Here is an 18,798-nt window from a genome sequence, read left to right as displayed (position 1 = left end):
ACTTAAATTTATTCCTTAATTATTTTTTCTACAGAAATTCCTTTTTCAGAAATTACTCTGATAAAATACAATCCGTTTGATTTATTGGATAGATTAATTTTCGAACTATTTTTGTTTTCAATTACAGACTGAAGTATTCTTCCCTGAACATCAAACAATTCAATTCTTTTTAATGTATTATCACAATTAATAAATACCTCCCCTTTTGTTGGATTTGGATATATATTTATAGTGCTGTCTTTTTCAAAGTCTTTATTGCCTAATGATTTAAAAATGGTTTCTGCCGTATTTGTATCAACTGCTTCGTTATAATCAAAATAAATACTGGCATCTTGTTCAACCTCATCTCCTGAATGAAGCGAAGGCAGTGTTTTTATCTTAAATAAAATATTTCCATGACCTCCAACCGGCGGCGCTTTTGAGGTGCTCAATTTAATTTTAGCAAAAATAAATTCGGCTGTATTTCCTTTGATGACAACATGTACTGCATGTGATGCATCTAATAACTGAAGTGAACTAATATCATACTTACTTTCATCAATAACGACCTTTACAACCACATTCTCAGCTTCGGCCGTGCCTGTGTTTTCAAAATTGATTCCGTAATGTAAATAATCTCCAATTGTTGAAGGAGAAACACTCTCGCCTTCTAAACAAGTAATATCATTTGGATCAAATGAACCAACTATTTCCTGATTAAAAACAAATTGATTATCGGCCGGATTACTATCTCCAGCAATTGGATTTATTGAAGCTGTAAAGTTTAAAATATCTCCCAAATTTGCTGGCGGAACCTGAACAGGAGTATTTACATTTAATCCCACATAAATTCTTCTGCTCTCAAACGGAAGCAAATTAGCGTAATTCCAACCAATAGTTCCCGGCATTTGAACATTTGGTGCCTGCGTAGCTATTCCATAATGTAATACACTTTGATTGTATGTAAAGTTAGCTGTGCCATTTAGCGTTTGATTTCCTTTATTTCGTATCAAAATCTCATACCATGCCATAAATCCGGGTTTTGCAGGATATATAGGCGTAATCACAATTTCAGCATCACTATTTGTTCCTAATGCGCTTACACAAAAATTTTGCTGGGCTGTGTTATTGTTGTTATCTGCAAATGAAACAACTGGTGTTGTTGGCGAAACAGAAAAGAAGGCAGGATTCTCAACCGCTGTTGTTATATTAAAATTTCCGGTATCGGTAAAAAAAGTATATTTTCCGTTTAAATCTGTAAAAGTTGAACTTAAAGAAGAACCATCATTTAAATTCACTTTTACATTAGCTTGTTTTGAATCGGCAGCATCGCAGCCATTATTATCAACATCAAAAGCAATTGTTCCGGTTATGGTATTGTAGCTGCCGCCCGGATTAAAACTGCAGTATGAATTTACCACAACTGCTGACAAACCTAATCCAACTAAATAACTTTTTGTATCTGCTACATTTGCATCATCCTGACAAACAAAAATCAAATTTGAATTTCCGGCATTAAAAAACAAATCTTCATCACGTCCGTTTTTTGCAAACACCATTTTCAGATTCGGATTATCATTTGCTGTCAAAGATTGAAATGCTGAAAAATTCGAAACATCAATATTTTGCAATCCTGTTTTAGTAATATTTAAAACCGTAATATTTGGCGAATCAGAGAAATCAACTGCCGCTAAAGGAATATCATAATAAAATACATTTATCAATGCACTGCAATTTGTTAAATTAATCAAATTGATGTTGCTATAACTGCAGTTTAAAAGTTTCAAATTAGTCAATCCAGATAGATTCAACGAAGTCAAAGGTGCTTTTTGAACATTTGTCCCGGCAAGTACAAGTGTTTCAAGCGCACTGCAGCCCTGAACATTTATTGAATTCAACGCTTCACTCGTATTACTAATAACTTTAAGCGCATTGCAATTTGAGAAGTCGGCGGTTATCAGCGGAACATCCTGAATACTTAAAATATTCAACTTCGCGCATCCTGAAAGATTTAGATTTGCTGTTGGATTAGTATCCAATTCTAAAATTTCCAAATTTGTATTTCCCGAAAGATCAACCGAAGGAATTTGATTAGAATTCAAAAAAACATTTTTTAAATTCACAGTACCAGCCAAATTCAAATTTGAAATAGAATTTGTGTTTGCTCTAAGTTGTGTAAGATTGGGAGACGAACTCAAATCTAAAGCGGTTAATTGATTTTTAGAACACTCAATAGTCAAAAGTGCCGAACATCCTGTGAGACTTAAATTTGTCAATGCATTGTTATAAACATTTAACCCCTGTAACGAACTGCAGCCTGATAAATTTAAAGTAGTCAGCAGATTATCCTGAATTAGAAGATTTTGCAAACTGGAACAATTCGAAAAATCAGCAGTTTTTAATACATTATAAGAAAGAAAAGTAGACTGCGGAAAATTAAGCAGTGAACATCCCGAAGCATTTATATCTTCTAAAGTTGGATTATCTGTTATTAAAAAAGTAGTCAGTTTTGTTAATCCTGAAACATTTAATGTTGTCAGTTTATTATTTACTGCATTAAAATATTCCATATTCGGGCAGCCTGTTAAATCAAGTTCCGTCAAAACATTATCTTCTAAATACACTTGCTTCAAAGCCAAAAGACTGCCAAAATTCAATGTAGAAAAAGCCGGGTTTTGCTGCGCCACGATATTAGAAAGACTGGTACAATTCGAAATATTCAAAGTAGTCATCAACGGATTTTCCATAAAAGTAACTCCCGTTAATCCATTCATTCCTGAAACTGTCGCTGAGGTCAAAGTTGGACTTTTTACATAAATTGTTTTGAGGTTTGGCATACCGCTTAAATTGATTGAAGTAGTGCTGATTCCGTTAAAACCCAATTCAGTCACATTCGTAAAACCTTCAATTCCCTGAATATTGGTAACGGCATAAGCATTGGTACCTTCAATCCAAAGTTTATCAATTAAAGCCGCTTCAGAAACCTGAATTTGATTATCAAAATTAGTATCGATTCTCGTAACAGCAGCGCCGCCAGAATAAGCCGTAAAATTTGCCGCGCCTCCATTTACAAGCATTGTTTTAAATGTTGGATCAGTAAAACTTAAAATCTGTGCCTTTAATATTACTGTGAAAAACAGTAAAAACAAGAGTAATTTTTTTCTCATAATTATTTTGGTTTTTGGGGATAAGAGTTAAAGGGCATTTATTAATTCCTGCAGTTTTTCTTTTTTGCTTTGCGCAATCGGAATATTCGAATTATCAGCCATAATCACATAGCCGCCATCTGTTTTTATATAAGATTTCAGATAAGACAAGTTGATTAAATGTGATTGATGAATGCGCTCAAAACCATGTTCAGAGAGTAATTCTTCGTATTCCTTAAGCGTTTTGGAAATTAATATTGGTTTGTGATTTTTAATAAAAAACTGCGTGTAGTTAATTTTTGCTTCACAGCGAATGATATCCGAAACTTCAAACAAATGAATTCCATCGCTTGTAGAAAGCGCGATACGTTTAAAATTATCTACTTTTTTTCGAATATTTTCCAGCAGTAAATCAATGTTTTCGAATGAATTGTTTTTCCCAACAGCTTCTTTAATTTTTGCCATTGTATCTTGCAATTCTTCGGGATCAACAGGTTTTAAGATAAAATCAAGAGCACTAAATTTAAATGCCTTTACAGCGTATTGTTCATGCGCAGTGATAAATACGACGTGTGCATTTAATTTTCCGTTTACTTTGTTTAGCCTTTCGAGAATGTCAAAACCAGTTCCATCGGTTAAATGAATATCCAGAAAAATAACCTGAGGCCTTAATTTTTCAATAACGGCAATTCCGGTTTTTACACTTTCGGCTTCGCCAATAATTAAAATATCATTTGTATAACGTTCTAAAAGCGCTTTTAGACCTGTTCTCAAATGTTTGTCGTCCTCTATTAATACTGCTGTTATCATTTATTAAAAATTAAGGTATGTATTGAACAGGCAGACGCAAAACGACTTTTGTTCCTGTTTTTTTATTTTGTGATTCTAATTCGGTAATTTCTATCTGTGCAGATTTGGAGGTTATGGATTCCATAATTTCCAAACGCTTTTTTGTAATTCCCAAAGCCATTGATTTATGAGCCGTAACGGAGTTTTCTTTTAAATGTTTCGATTCAGATAAGCCTATACCATCATCCGTAATCGTACAAATCAATTGTTCTTTTTCGACATCAAAATCAACTTCGATTTTTCCTGTTCCTTCTTTGGGAACAATTCCGTGAAGAATCGCATTTTCTACAAAAGGCTGAATTAGTAAAGGCGGCAATCCCATATTAAATTCGACTCTTTCGCTTGATCTTATTTCAAACTCAAATTTGTCATGAAAGCGGAGTTTTTCTAATTCCAGATAATTCTGCAGACTTTCAATTTCTTTATCAATCGGAATCAATGAACCTTTTGAATATTCGAGTGTAAGCCGCATTAGTTTTGAGAATTTAGACAAATATTTCAAAGCCGAATCGGTTCCGTTCTGAACAATAAAACTCGAAATCGAACTCAAACAATTAAAGACAAAATGCGGATTCATTTGTAAATGCAGTGCTTTTTGCTCATACTCCGCAACTTCTTTTTTCAATGTGAGCTGGCGTTTAACCTGCATTCGATTATAAATTACCAATATCAAGGCAATTAAAAGTAAAGCACCTAAAATGGAGAAAACAATAAATTGAATCTGTCTTTTATTCTTTTCAGATAATAAAGCTTCCTTTTTTCTGTATTCGTAATTGACTTCTGCCAAAGCAAATTTCTGACTTGTCGTTTCGTTAATAATACTATCACGTGCTTGTACATAATTTTTATAATGTTCTAATGCTGCTTTTGGATCATTTAAAGCTTCGTATAATTCGCTCAATAATTTTTCAGAATGATACGTCTGATCCAGCACTCCTATTTCTTTTGCATAAGCAAGAGATTTCTCAGCAAAAGGCATTGCTTCTTTATATTTTTTTTGGTTTTGAAGTAAGCCAGCGATATTGTATAAGGAAAGCGAAGCCCCAAATTTATTTTGCAGTTCTTCATACAAATTCAGCGATTTTGTATAATAATCATTTGCAAGATTTATATTGTTTTCCTTTTTATAATAGTCGCCTAAGTAATTGCACAAAAGAGCAAATCCACGTTTGTTATCATTATTTTCAAAAAGTTTTTTTGCTTTTTCGTAATACAGAAATGCATTTTTATTTTCTCCGGTTTCAAAATAAATCGCCCCAATATTCGTCAATGTAACAGCCGCATTTTGTTCTCCTAAAGCCGATTGAATTTTAGAGGCCTTTTTTAAATATTCTAATGCTTTTGGATAATTTAATTGCGATTTATAAATAATCCCGATATTATTAAGTGCCTTAGAAACACTTGCCTGATCATCGATTTCCTGATAAAGCCTTAAAGCTTCTTCGTAATTTTTCAATGCCAGAATTTGATTGCTTTGTTCTGAATACACAACCCCGGAACTGGCATAAGCACGTGCCAGGCCGCTTTTTACTTTTTTACCTGAATCTTCCTTTAAAACTTTTTTAAATTCTAATTGAGCAGTTTTAAAATATTTTAGAGCATTTGGATAATTTCCTAAAATGATTGAAGCGTTGCCTTTATTAATGTAAGCTGTTGCAAGTCCAAAAGTAAAGTCAGATTTCAAACTTAGACTTGCCGCTTTTTGAGCATAAAACAATGTCGAATCAGGATTGATTTCTTTATATAAGTCGGCAATTTTATTATACTGATTGACTTTTGAAGTATCAATCTTAGTATAACTTAGCACTCTTTTTAAGCTGTCGATCTGCACGTTTTGTGCATTCGTCATCTGCCAAAGAAGAAAGAAGAAAAAGAAAATTATTAGACGTAATTTTTGGTTCACTATTTTTTATTTTGCTTGTTGTGAGACAAATGTATGATATGTTTTTTAGTAACAGAACATGAATTATTATTTCTCAGGTTTCATTTATTATTTGGTAATTTTCATTTATTCCAATCTTAAAAACCTTGAAAAACCTAGCTTGGCAAGTCTTTTTTTAATACATATCTTATAGGTCTAAATAATCCTTTTCAATATTTTTTGTAACTTCATCACTGTTTCTATTTCCTTAAAATTATTTCTATGGCACGAATACATTTATTTGAATTTGAAGATCAAAAATGGTTTCCTGTTTTTTTAAGAAACTACATAACTGACTTTTTACAATTCCTTTCAAATAAAACCGGAATGTACAAACCCGTTGTTCCTTTACTTACAGCTATTTTAAAAACCAATCATACGACGACAATTATTGATCTTGCTTCTGGCGGAGGCGGCGGACTTATTTGGTTAAATGGTGAATTAAAAAAAGAAATCCCAAACTTAAAAATCATTCTGACCGATTATTACCCAAACATTCCAGCTTTTGAATACACTAAAAAGCATGCTGATAATTTTGAATACATAAGTCATTCTGTCGATGCACGAAATGTTCCTGCAGAATTAAAAGGACTGAGAACACAATTTCTTTCCTTACATCATTTTAAGCCAAACGACGCTAAACAAATTTTGCAAAATGCAGTAGATTCTAAATTTCCAATCGCAATTTTTGAAGTACAGGAAAGAAGTTTTGCCAGTATTACGGCAATGATTTTTTCTCCAATAAGTGTTTTATTAACTACACCTTTTATCAGGCCTTTTAAAATTGGCCGCATTATTTTTACCTATTTAATTCCTGTAGTTCCTCTTTTCGTTTTATGGGATGGCATTGTTTCTTCATTAAGAACTTATTCTGTCGAAGAAATGAATGATCTTGTAAAAGACTTAGATAATACAGAAACTTATAACTGGCAAATTAACCGTGTAAAATCCGGCCCCGGAGTTGTGCTGTATTTAATAGGAACACAGAAGAAATAAATCCTTAAAGGTATTTATACCAAAAACACAATTCACAATTCACAATTCACAATTCATAATTAGTAATTATTTTACAAAAAAATTCTTTCATAAAAATAAAACTTTGCTAAATTCGTTGGAAGAATAATTAACCTGCTAATCCCAAATTAGTTTTATGAAAAACCTACTATTATTATCATTTATTATGATAAGCTTTTCTTCGTGGTCACAAACCGCAGAAATTTATTTTAACAAAGCTTTTAACAAAGCTGCAACCGGAAATTACAAAAGCGCAATTGCTGATTACACAAAAGCCATTCGCAAAAATTCTAAATTTGTTGAAGCGTATCAAAATCGCGGCGTGGCAAAATATAAGCTCAATGACTTAAAAGGCGCTATGGATGATTTTAACAAAACCATCGAATTAGACAACATGAATGCCGATGCTTTTACCGGCCGCGCCAATGTAAACTTTATGCTCTTAAAATACAAAGAAGCGATCGAAGACTGTACATTTTCACTTGGTTTAAACCCAAGAGATTATGTTGCTTACAATTTACGAGGTTTGGCTTACAATAAAATTGGAGACAAAGTAAATTCCTGCAAAGATTTCTTGAAAGCAATCGAATTAGGAAGCCAAAGTGCCATAAAAAACAAAAGCACTTTTTGTAAATAATAAATCAAATTTGTGTTAACAAAAGGTAATCTGCAAAAGAATATGTTTGCAGATTGCTTTTTATATCTTATTCATAAAAAAATAGTGCCCACTTTTTAATAATCCGGTTAGTTGTTACATTTGTTACAAACTAACCTGACCATGATAAAACACTACTTTTCAAAAACTTACACTTCTTATATCTTTTTCATATTGGTTTTTCTTTTTACAGCCAATGTAAAATCACAAACCTTTACAGATAGCAATTTACCTATCGTTATAATTAATACAGATATAGATCCCAATACGAATCAGCCAATTGAAATTCCCGATGATCCAAAAGTTTTGGCATCGATGAAAATCATTAAAAGACCAGATGGAAGCCGAAATTTTTTAACCGATATTGATAACGCCGCTTATCTAAATTATAACGGAAGAATTGGCATCGAGCTGAGAGGATCGAGTTCACAAACTCTTCCGAAAAAACCCTACGGATTTACGACTTTAAAAGCAAATAACACAAGCAATAATAATGTCAGTTTACTGGGAATGCCAGTAGAAAACGACTGGATTTTAAACTCATTAGCTTTTGATCCTTCTTGTATTCGTGATTATATTTCCTATAATTTATCCAGACAAATTGGCGATTATGCTACCAGAACTGTTTATTGCGAAGTCGTCATTAACAATGAATACAAAGGATTGTATATTTTACAGGAAAAAGTAAAATCAAACGTTAACAGAGTGAACGTCATTAAAATGGCTGATACTGATAATACACTTCCAAATGTCAGCGGAGGCTATATTACAAAAGCCGATAAAACAACGGGCGGAGATCCTGTTGCCTGGACAATGTCTTCTTATAATGGATCTTCTGTAGATTTTATTCATGAATTACCAAAACCCGAAAACGTAACTGTTCCGCAAAATGATTATATAAAAAGTCAATTTCAAAATCTGGAAACTACGACCACCTCACACAATACTGATTTAGCAACAGGGTATTCATCGATTATTGATGTTCCTTCATTTGTTGATTATATGATTTTGGCTGAATTTGCTTCCAATGTCGATAGTTATCAATACAGCACTTATTTCCATAAAGACAAAGAAGGAAAACTGCGTGCCGGCCCTATTTGGGATTTTAATTTAACCTACGGAAACGATTTATTTAGCTGGGGATTTGACAGAAGCAAATACAATGTCTGGCAGTTTTCAAACGGAGATAATGAAGGTGCCAGATTTTGGCAGGATTTATTTAATGACACTACTTTTAAATGTTATTTCACTAAAAGATGGAATGAGCTTACATTACAAGGACAGCCTTTAAACTACAACAGCCTTACTCAGTTTATCGACGAAACTGTAAATTATATCAGTGAAGCAAAAGCGAGAGAAAATCAAAAATGGGGAACAATTCCAAACGATGCACTTGAAATTAGCAGTCTAAAATCTTTTTTATCTAATAGAATTTCATGGATAACAGGCCAGTTAGGAAGTTTTAGCGCCTGTAGTAATCTCGAAATTCCTTCGCTTGTTATCACAAAGATAAATTACAATCCCGGCGTTTCCGCTACTTTTCCAACCAGCAATGATTTGGAATTCATAGAAATTAGAAATACAGGTAATACTACAATTAATTTAACTGGTATTTATTTAAGCGAATTGGGTCTTTCGTATCAATTTCCTGCTAATTCAACATTAGCGACAAATCAGGGTATTTATATTACAAGTAATAAAACTACTTTTGAATCTAAATACGGAGTAACAGCTTTTGGGCAATTCTCCCGAAATTTATCCAATACATCACAAAAAATAGTTTTAGCTGATGGTTTTGGAAACACAATCGATTCTGTTGAATATACAAATGTATCTCCGTGGCCAAGTGCAGATGGAAACGGAAATTATTTACAGCTTTCCAGTACTGACCTTGACAATGCGCTGGCTTCGAGCTGGATTGCAGCATCTGATACTAATTTATCTGTTCCTGAAAGCGTTGAATTAAAAAGTGCCGTTTTATATCCAAATCCGGTAAAAAACACATTGACTATTCAGGCAGACAAACCAATTTTGAATTACAAAGTGTATGATGTACTGGGACGTTTATTATATGAATCCAAACAAGATTCTAATACAATAAAAACAGATTGGAGTTTGTATCCAAAAGGAATTTATTATATTTCGATTTCCAATGAAAATGGATACAGTACCAAAAAAGTAATCAAACAATAACAGTAAAAAACTGCATGTCGATTTTAAGAAAAACAAATACACTTCAAACAGATAAAAATTCAGGATTTGGCACCAATGCCGGAAGCTACGGCGGAAGATTTGTAAATAAAAACGGAACTCCAAATATCGAAAAAAGAGGCATGAACCTGCTTAGACGAATAAGCTGGTATCATACCATGATCGAAATGCCGAACTGGAAATTCATGCTTATTTTATTTTCTTTTTATATTATAATCAATTTTATTTTTGCGGTTGTTTATTATGCCATCGGGATTGAACATCTCGACGGAATTTCGCCATCCGGAAGTATTTTAACTCAGTTTGGGCAAGCTTATTTTTTCAGTGCGCAGACATTTACAACCGTGGGTTACGGACATATCAGTCCAACTGGATTCCTTACAAGTGCTTTATCTGCTGCCGAGGCCTTGATTGGTTTGCTCAGTTTTGCCATTGCAACCGGTTTATTCTTTGGAAGATTCAGCAAACCAACTGCTTTTTTAAAATTTTCGCATAACGCTTTAATTTCTCCTTATGGAGAAGGCAAAGGTTTAATGATACGCCTTGTTCCTTTTAAAAACACCAATTTTACAGATGCAGCCGCAAAAGTTACTTTAGGAATGAGTATGGAAGAAAACGGCCAGAGAGTAAATAAATTTTATAATCTTAATCTCGAATTAGACCGCATAAATGCACTATCATTAAGCTGGACATTAGTTCACCCAATTGATAAAAACAGTCCGCTGTACAATTTTACCGAAGAGGATTTTAAGAAAACACACGGTGAGATTTTAGTCTTCATAACCACTTTTGATGATATGTTTAGTAATACCGTGGCAGCCAGAACTTCGTATACTTTTAATGAAATAATATATGGCGCAAAATTCCAAACCATGTACAACCGAAGCAAAGATGGTACTAAAACGATTTTACATTTAGACAAATTAAATCAGTTTGATACTACAAACTTATTATAAAGCATCATTTTTATATAGTTTTTAAGGTTTTTTGAGATTTTATTTTACTTTTGTTTACATAATCCTATAAAATGGTAAACAACATAAAAACTGTTTTCAGTATAAAAGATCTCGAGAATTTATCCGGAATAAAAGCACATACAATTCGCATTTGGGAAAAAAGATATAACATTTTGGAGCCAATGCGTACTGATACCAATATCAGGCTTTATAATCTGCAAAATCTACAAAAACTTTTAAACATCACATTATTACACGAATACGGTTATAAAATTTCTAAAATAGCAACTTACCCGGAAGAAAAAATTCCGCAGTTGGTTCGTGAAATTATTTCGAAGAAAAACTCTCAAAATTACGCCATTACATCTTTCAAAATGGCCATGATGAATTTTGATCAGGAATTGTTTTTCAACACTTTTGACTGGCTTATTTCTGAAAAAACTTTCAAAGAAGTTTTTAAGGAACATTTTTTACCTTTATTAAAAGAATTAGGATTATTGTGGCAGTCGGAAACAATCACACCTGCAAATGAACATTTTATGAGTCATTTGATCAAACAGAAAATTCTAATTTATACCGAAAGCCTTCAGATTCAAAAACCAACCAAAACAGACAGGATTTTTGTTCTTTCACTTCCATTAAATGAAATTCATCAAATTGGACTTCTTTATCTTCAATATGAAATTTTATCTAAAGGTTATAAAACCATTTATTTAGGTGAAAGTATGCCAATCGAAAATCTACAGGATCTAACCAAACATTTTGAAAACATCACTTTTGTATCCTTTATGACCATTCAGCCGGATCGTAGTGTTATTAATCAATATGTTAAGTCAATGGGGCAAAAACTGCTGCAAAAAAACAATGAAATCTGGCTTATGGGTAAAATGGTTGAACATATTGATCAAAAAGTACTGCCGGAAAGAATCCGTATTTTTGATTCAATGGAAGAAACAATGGAGACTATTTAAAGTTTTGTTTAAAGTTTTTGTATATTTGTTAAACAAAATGACAAAAACTATCACTATAATCGGATCAGGCTTTTCTTCGTTAGCCGCTTCATGTTACTTGGCAAAGCAAGGTAACAAGGTCACTATTTATGAAAAAAATCCAACGATTGGAGGCCGTGCAAGACAATTCAAAAAAGATGGTTTTACATTTGATATGGGACCAAGCTGGTATTGGATGCCGGATGTTTTTGAACGTTTTTTTCAGGACTTCAACAAAAAACCATCCGATTATTACGAGCTTATAAAACTAAACCCCGCCTATCGTGTTTATTTTGGAGTAAATGATTTTATCAGCATTTATGACAATTTAGAAGAAATTAAAACTACGTTTGAAAAGATTGAAAAAGGAAGTGCTCAAAAACTTCAAAACTTTATTGATCAAGCCAAAAGCAATTATGATATTGCCATAAAAGATTTAGTGTACCGCCCCGGAGTTTCTCCCCTTGAATTAATCACTAAAGAAACCGCTTTAAAACTCAATCAGTTTTTTAACAATGTCAGCTCTGATATCCGCAAGAAATTTAAGAATGAAAGGCTGATCCAAATTCTCGAATTTCCTGTTTTATTCCTCGGTGCAAAACCAGCCAAAACGCCTTCATTTTACAATTTTATGAATTATGCCGATTTCGGACTTGGAACCTGGCATCCTAAAACCGGAATGTTTGATGTCATTCGAGGAATCGAAAAATTAGCCATAGAACTTGGCGTTACCATCAAAACCAATGCACCAATCGAAAAAATAATCGTTGAGAATAAAACCGCGACAGGAATTGTTATCAACGGCGAGATTATAAAAGCCGATGTTATTTTAAGTGGTGCCGATTATCAGCATACTGAAACTTTACTGGAAAAAGAGCATCAGGTTTATTCTCAAAAATACTGGGAAAGCAGGATCTTTGCGCCATCCTCCCTTCTATTTTTTGTGGCTTTCAATAAAAAAATTGAGAACATTTCTCATCATGCCTTATTTTTTGATACCGATTTTAATCAGCACGCTATTGACATTTACGATAATCCAAAATGGCCCGAAGCTCCTTTGTTTTATGCCAACTTTCCGTCTAAAACAGATCAAACAGCAGCACCAGAGGGAATGGAAACCGGATTTTTCTTAATTCCGCTTGCGCCCGGAATTGAAGATAACGAAACACTAAGGGAAGCCTACTTCGAAAAGATAATCACTCGTTTTGAACAGCTTACACAGCAAGAAATTAGAAATAACATTATATTTAAAGAGTCATTCTGTAAAAACGATTTTATAGCAGATTATAATGCATATAAAGGAAACGCTTACGGAATGGCGAATACATTATTGCAAACTGCTTTTTTACGCCCAAAACTAAAAAGTAAAAAAATTCGTAACTTATATTTTACTGGACAATTGACTGTTCCCGGCCCAGGTGTTCCTCCTGCGTTAATTTCAGGAAAACTAGCAGCTGAATTAATTCAAAAATCTTTAAGATCCTAAAAAATGAAATCACTATTCGACGCCGTTTCTTTCAAATGCAGCAAACTGGTTACCAAAAACTATAGTTCTTCTTTTTCGCTTGCCGTAAAAATGCTGTCGCCAAGTATTCGAGATGCCATTTACAGCATATACGGTTTTGTTCGTTTTGCTGATGAAATTGTTGATTCTTTTCACGATTATGAAAAGGAATACCTGATCGACGATTTTGAAAAAGAATACTATAAGGCTATGGAATTAGGAATCAGTCTAAATCCTATTTTAAATTCTTTCCAGCATACGGTAAAAGAATACAATATCACCGACGATCTGGTTCAGGCATTTTTAAAAAGCATGAAACTCGACCTTATAAAGTCAACTTATAATACACAGGCCGAATATGCAGATTACATTTACGGTTCTGCCGATGTTGTGGGTTTAATGTGTTTAAAGGTTTTTGTTTCCGGAAAAGAACATAAATATGAACAGTTAAAAAATGAAGCCATGCGATTAGGATCTGCTTTTCAGAAAGTGAATTTTTTGAGAGATTTAAAAGATGATAATACGATCTTAAACCGAACTTATTTTCCGGGCGTTAACCTCAACAATTTCAACGAAGACTCAAAAGCGCAGATCATCAAAGAAATCGAGGAAGATTTCCGCATTGCTTATCAGGGAATTGTAAAACTGCCAATCGAAGCTAAATTTGGAGTTTATACTGCTTATGTTTATTACAGAAAGCTCCTCAAAAAACTAAAAAATACGCCGTCTCATGAAATTGGAAATTCAAGAATTCGGGTTTCTAACTATACAAAAGCCGGGCTTTTAGCGCAGTCTTTTGTGACTTATAAGCTAAAACTCGTTTAATTACAAGTTCAGTTTTGTCATTTCGATTAAGCAACAGTTTGTCGAGAATCAGGCAATAAAACAAAAAATAATCTTTAGAGTCAATCTTTTATAATCTAAAGCTAAACTCATAAGGTTTTAAATTATAATTTTAATAACAACATTTATAAAATGATTTCTTTTTTAATCTTTTTAGGCGTTTTTCTATTTATGGAATGTGTTACCTGGCTCACACACAAATATGTAATGCACGGTTTTATGTGGTATTTTCATGCTGATCATCATCAGCCAAAATATGAGCATACTTTTGAGCGTAACGATATTTTCTTTGTCATTTTTGCGACCCCGAGTATTCTTTTATTTTATTTTGGTGTTCAGGGAGGGTTCAATTATTTGTTTTTCATTGCCTGTGGGGTTACGCTTTACGGAGCATGCTATTTTTTAATTCACGATGTATTAATCCATCAACGTTTTAAATGGTTCAAAAACACCAAAAACAAATACCTCATCGGACTCAGAAAAGCACACAAAATTCATCATAAACACCTTAATAAAGAAAAAGGAGAATGTTTCGGAATGTTGTTTGTACCCTTAAAATATTATAAAATGTAGATTATTGGACGTTCCAAAGAAGCATTTATAACAATTGATTTAGTTAGAAAATGAAATTATACAAGATAGCAACCGTACAATATGTAAACGCCAGTGTCGAAGACTGCTGGAATTTTTTCTCCAGTCCAAAAAACCTGCAGACTATTACGCTCGATAATATGAATTTTGAAATCAAGGATTTCGACGAAAAACGAATGTATCACGGACAAATTATAACCTATACTTTACGACCGCTTTTAGGAATCAAAATTTCGTGGGTTACCGAAATTACAGCCTGCAAAGAAAATCACTATTTTATCGACGTTCAGCGTTTTGGCCCTTATAAATTATGGCATCACAAACACTTTTTTGAACGAACACCAGGCGGCGGAACCAAAATGACAGACATCGTTCATTATGCTCTCCCACTCGGGATTTTTGGAAGAATTATGAATCGGTTAGTGGTAAAAAACAAGCTGAAAACAATTTTTGATTTCCGTTATAATAAAATCGAAGAATTATTTAATTCAAAATCACAGCCAAAAATTATACAGATTAACGCAGAGCAAAAAAGTATTTAAAGAAATAACTTTTCGACTTTGCGTCTTTGCGAGCAATTTAAGTGCTAAAGAAAAACTTAGCGTAGCGAGAACAAATACAATGACAAAACAAAAAGTTTCCTTTTTCTGGTTCAGACGTGATTTGCGTTTAGAAGACAATACCGGATTATTTCATGCTTTACAATCCAATTTTCCTGTAATACCATTATTTATTTTTGATGAAGATATTCTGGACAATCTTCCAAAAAATGATGCTCGTGTAAGTTTCATTTACAATTCAATTCAAAAAATAAATACAGGATTAAACACTTTCGGGTCATCTGTTTTAATTAAAAAAGGAAGAACAAAAGAAGTCTGGAAATCGCTTCTGGAAGAATTTGATATTCAAAGCGTATTCTTTAACAAAGATTATGAACCTTTTGCTATCAAACGTGACGCATCGATTTGTGCTGCATTAAAAGAAAATAATATTGAATGTTTCTCTTTTAAAGATCACGTTATTTTCGAAGAGAAAGAAATCACAAAAGCCGACGGACTTCCGTACACGGTTTATACTCCTTATAAAAATAAATGGCTTGAAAAATACCATTTATCAGGGTCAGCTCCAGAATATGATTCTAATGCATTTCAATCTAATTTCGCAAAAAATCAATTTTCATTTCCTGAATTAGCAGCAATTGGTTTTGAAAGAAGTGCCATAAAAGTTCAGCCTCACAACTTAACAAAAATTACCAATTATAAAGAAACAAGAGATTTTCCGGCTCTTGACAGTACGTCTTATCTTTCGCCGCATTTACGATTTGGAACCGTAAGTATTCGGAAATTAGTAAACTGGGCAAATCGAAAAAACCAGACTTTTTTAAGCGAATTGATTTGGAGAGAATTCTTTATTCAAATTCTGTTCAGCTTTCCTAATTGTGTCAATCATAATTTCAAAGCGGCTTACGACGGAATTCAATGGCGAAATAACGAAGACGATTTTAAACGCTGGTGTTCCGGAACAACCGGATACCCAATAGTAGATGCAGGAATGCGCCAGCTCAATGAAACAGGTTATATGCACAATCGTATTCGTATGGTTGTGGCCAGTTTTTTATGCAAACATTTATTGATTAACTGGCAATGGGGCGAAGCTTATTTTGCTGAAAAACTTTTGGATTTTGAATTGGCTTCAAATGTAGGAAACTGGCAGTGGGCTGCCGGAACAGGCTGTGATGCTGCGCCATATTTCAGAGTTTTCAACCCTGAAATCCAACAAAAGAAGTTTGATGAAAAAGGCCAATACATCCGTAAATGGATTCCTGAGTTTGATTTTGGTTATAATGAACCTATGGTTGATCATGCCTTTGCGAGGGATCGCGCGATTTCGACTTATAAAGCGGGAATCATTAAATAAAATTCCAAATTTTTTTATATTCCAAATTCCAATATTAAAAAAACGTTTCCTTCTTTCTTCAGGATGAGAAAATAGACAAAAAAAACCTTTGTCAAAGTTTGAAACTTTAACAAAGGTCTGTGTATTTTATTCAGCATCAAAAGTAAAACTTGAAACTTGAAACCTGAAACCTGAAACAAAAGAAACTACATCTTTAATATTTCAAATAATTATCAACCACAATTTTAGCTTTCAAATCGAACATTAAATTATAAAGTCCAAAGAAAGTACGGTTCATGTAAATAAAGTGTTTAGAACCACGATTTCCGTTCATTTTTTTAAGATTGGTATCGTTTGAGAAACGTTCCCCTAATTTAGCGATGCTTTCAAAGAAGGTTTCATCGGCAAAATCAAAGGTATCGTTTTGAAAAGGTTTTGTAAAAAGGGATAATAAATCATGAAACATTTCGGTGAAATATTCCACTTCCGCAGGCGAATCGTCCGGACGAAGGATTTCTAATTCGAATAATTTCTCGTTAAAACGTTTTTCATCCGTAATTACCTTTTTATTGATTAACTCAAAATACGGGGTGTAAAATTCTTCCGGAATTTGTTTCATACATCCAAAATCCAAAGCAATTAACTGGTTTTGATCGTCAACTAAAAAATTTCCCGGATGCGGATCTGCATGTACTTTTCGTAAAACATGAATTTGGTACATGTAAAAATCCCAAAGCGCCTGCCCTATTTTATCGCCAACTTCCTGATCTGTATTTTTAGCCGTAAATTCAGAAAGATGAATTCCTGTCATCCAATCCATCGTAATGATTTTCTCTGATGAAAATTCCGGATAGTAATTTGGGAAAATGATATTTTCAATTTTATTACAGGCTTCTACAACTTCCTGGCTTTGTTTTAATTCCAGCAAATAGTTGGTTTCTTCTATAAGTTTATCTTCAACTTCTTTAAAATATTTATCCGAATCTTTTCCCTGCAGATTAAACATTCTAATTGCAATTGGTTTTACCAAAGCCAAATCAGATGAAATACTATTGGCAACACCCGGGTATTGAATCTTAACGGCCAGTTTTTTATCATTTTTCTTGGCCAGATGGACCTGACCAATACTTGCTGCGTTTACTGAATTTGCATTGAATTCATCAAAAATTTCATAAGGTGTTTTACCAAAGTTATTCTTGAAAGTTTTTAAAACCAAAGGTGCAGAAAGCGGCGGAACTGAAAATTGCGACAAAGAGAATTTCTCAACATAAGCCTGAGGCAAAAAGTTTTTGTCCATGCTTAACATTTGAGCGACTTTCAATGCACTTCCTTTTAGACTTTTAAGTCCGTCGTAAATATCCTCGGCGTTATTTTCATTTAGTTTGTCACGGGTTAAATCTGGGTTTACTACTTTTTCAGCATAATGCTTTATATAATTTACGCCGATTTTGGCACCGGTTTGAACCAATTTTCCGGCTCTTTCTATTTTTGAAGTTGGAATATAATCGATTGTTTTCATTGTTTACTGTATATTTTTTCTTTGAATAGAAATTTTCCAAAATCTATTAAATGATTCATTGGTGCAACATTCATTAACTCAAATGATGCATTAACCGATTTTTCGATAAATATGTCTGTTTTTTCAAAAGCAGCAGATTCATCACTCATCCAGAATTTAATCGTCAGCATTAATTGCAGCCATGCCGATTCCTGAATGGCTTTTTCCTGAAATTTCTGCAGTTTTTCCAATTCTAATCTATAATCATCGGTCAGAATTTCAGAAACATATTCTTTGAAACTATTTCTAAGCGTAGTTAACTGCACTAAATTTTTAAGTGGATTTCTATCGATTTTAAGCGATTGTAAAACGTAACTTCTGTTTGCTGTCAGGATTTCGAAGAAAGTAAAATAGAAACTCAGCATTTTATTCTTCATATCATATTCCTGATATTCTTCGTTTTTGTGAAGTAAGTTGACTGTGTTTTCAAAAAACAGTCGGAATATTTCTTTTTCTAAACCTTCTAATGTTCCAAAAAAGGAATAAAACTCAGCTTCGGTAAAATCATTTTCTTTGGCAAAATGATAAACTGATTTTGGTTTTTGGCCTTTTTCTAAAACTTCATCCATGTATTTTGAAACGATATCATCTTTGGTAATTACCTTCTTTTTAGTCGTCATTTTATTAAAATTTAGAATTTGCCATAAAGGTAAACATTGTTTAAGTACCTTTACTAATCATTAAAC

Annotated in this window: 15 protein-coding genes; 10 read left to right on the top strand and 5 right to left on the bottom strand. The window is 33.1% G+C overall.

Annotation, left to right across the window (positions count from 1 at the left end):
• Positions 1-8 precede the first annotated feature (8 nt).
• Genes ASD98_RS05975 through ASD98_RS05965 form a run of 3 tightly spaced genes read right to left on the bottom strand, consistent with a single transcriptional unit; the run spans position 9 to position 5,877 of the window.
• The gene (locus tag ASD98_RS05975) at positions 9-3,146 is read right to left on the bottom strand and encodes a T9SS type A sorting domain-containing protein (protein WP_056201483.1); all 3,138 of its coding nucleotides are present in this window, start codon (positions 3,144-3,146) and stop codon (positions 9-11) included.
• A 27-nt stretch (positions 3,147-3,173) separates the two neighbouring features.
• A complete protein-coding gene (locus ASD98_RS05970; protein WP_056201482.1) occupies positions 3,174-3,935 on the bottom strand; it encodes a LytTR family DNA-binding domain-containing protein in 762 nt (253 codons plus the stop codon).
• A 10-nt stretch (positions 3,936-3,945) separates the two neighbouring features.
• Positions 3,946-5,877, bottom strand: coding sequence for a tetratricopeptide repeat protein (locus ASD98_RS05965; protein WP_128414789.1), 1,932 nt, complete (start codon positions 5,875-5,877; stop codon positions 3,946-3,948).
• Between the two features lie 240 nt (positions 5,878-6,117).
• Here ASD98_RS05965 and ASD98_RS05960 point away from each other — a divergent pair, with 240 nt between their 5' ends.
• The 10 genes from ASD98_RS05960 to ASD98_RS05915 all read left to right on the top strand — a co-directional run bounded on the left by ASD98_RS05960 (position 6,118) and on the right by ASD98_RS05915 (position 16,575).
• Entirely contained in the window at positions 6,118-6,891 is a 774-nt protein-coding gene (locus ASD98_RS05960; protein WP_056201479.1) for a hypothetical protein, read from the top strand.
• A 154-nt stretch (positions 6,892-7,045) separates the two neighbouring features.
• Positions 7,046-7,546: a tetratricopeptide repeat protein gene (locus ASD98_RS05955; RefSeq protein WP_056201478.1), complete on the top strand. Its 501-nt coding sequence runs from the start codon at positions 7,046-7,048 to the stop codon at positions 7,544-7,546.
• Positions 7,547-7,687: 141 nt separating this feature from the next.
• Complete coding sequence (locus tag ASD98_RS05950) at positions 7,688-9,757, top strand: CotH kinase family protein (RefSeq protein ID WP_056201475.1); 2,070 nt, start codon at positions 7,688-7,690, stop codon at positions 9,755-9,757.
• 14 nt (positions 9,758-9,771) lie between these two features.
• Positions 9,772-10,731 carry an ion channel gene (locus tag ASD98_RS05945; RefSeq protein WP_056201472.1) on the top strand — a complete coding sequence of 320 codons (960 nt, stop codon included), beginning with the start codon at positions 9,772-9,774 and terminating at the stop codon, positions 10,729-10,731.
• Between the two features lie 71 nt (positions 10,732-10,802).
• Positions 10,803-11,702 (top strand): MerR family transcriptional regulator, encoded by a 900-nt coding sequence (locus tag ASD98_RS05940; RefSeq protein ID WP_056201469.1) that lies wholly within the window; start codon positions 10,803-10,805, stop codon positions 11,700-11,702.
• A 37-nt stretch (positions 11,703-11,739) separates the two neighbouring features.
• Complete coding sequence (locus ASD98_RS05935; RefSeq protein WP_056201466.1) at positions 11,740-13,206, top strand: NAD(P)/FAD-dependent oxidoreductase; 1,467 nt, start codon at positions 11,740-11,742, stop codon at positions 13,204-13,206.
• Positions 13,207-13,209: 3 nt separating this feature from the next.
• Positions 13,210-14,049, top strand: coding sequence for a phytoene/squalene synthase family protein (locus ASD98_RS05930; protein WP_056201463.1), 840 nt, complete (start codon positions 13,210-13,212; stop codon positions 14,047-14,049).
• Between the two features lie 150 nt (positions 14,050-14,199).
• Positions 14,200-14,640 (top strand): sterol desaturase family protein, encoded by a 441-nt coding sequence (locus ASD98_RS05925; RefSeq protein WP_056201461.1) that lies wholly within the window; start codon positions 14,200-14,202, stop codon positions 14,638-14,640.
• 50 nt (positions 14,641-14,690) lie between these two features.
• A complete protein-coding gene (locus ASD98_RS05920) occupies positions 14,691-15,200 on the top strand; it encodes an SRPBCC family protein (RefSeq protein WP_056201460.1) in 510 nt (169 codons plus the stop codon).
• Positions 15,201-15,279: 79 nt separating this feature from the next.
• A complete protein-coding gene (locus tag ASD98_RS05915) occupies positions 15,280-16,575 on the top strand; it encodes a deoxyribodipyrimidine photo-lyase (RefSeq protein ID WP_056201458.1) in 1,296 nt (431 codons plus the stop codon).
• Positions 16,576-16,768: 193 nt separating this feature from the next.
• Here the strand turns inward: ASD98_RS05915 and ASD98_RS05910 are convergent, their stop codons facing one another.
• The gene (locus ASD98_RS05910) at positions 16,769-18,073 is read right to left on the bottom strand and encodes an AarF/ABC1/UbiB kinase family protein (RefSeq protein ID WP_056201456.1); all 1,305 of its coding nucleotides are present in this window, start codon (positions 18,071-18,073) and stop codon (positions 16,769-16,771) included.
• Complete coding sequence (locus ASD98_RS05905; protein ID WP_056201455.1) at positions 18,070-18,732, bottom strand: TetR family transcriptional regulator C-terminal domain-containing protein; 663 nt, start codon at positions 18,730-18,732, stop codon at positions 18,070-18,072. Before ASD98_RS05905 ends, ASD98_RS05910 begins: the two co-directional genes overlap by 4 nt.
• Positions 18,733-18,798 lie beyond the last annotated feature (66 nt).

This window comes from Flavobacterium sp. Root186, assembly GCF_001428525.1.
GTDB lineage: Bacteria > Bacteroidota > Bacteroidia > Flavobacteriales > Flavobacteriaceae > Flavobacterium.
Note: the sequence above shows the minus strand (reverse complement) of the source record. Positions and strands in the feature narration are given on the sequence as shown.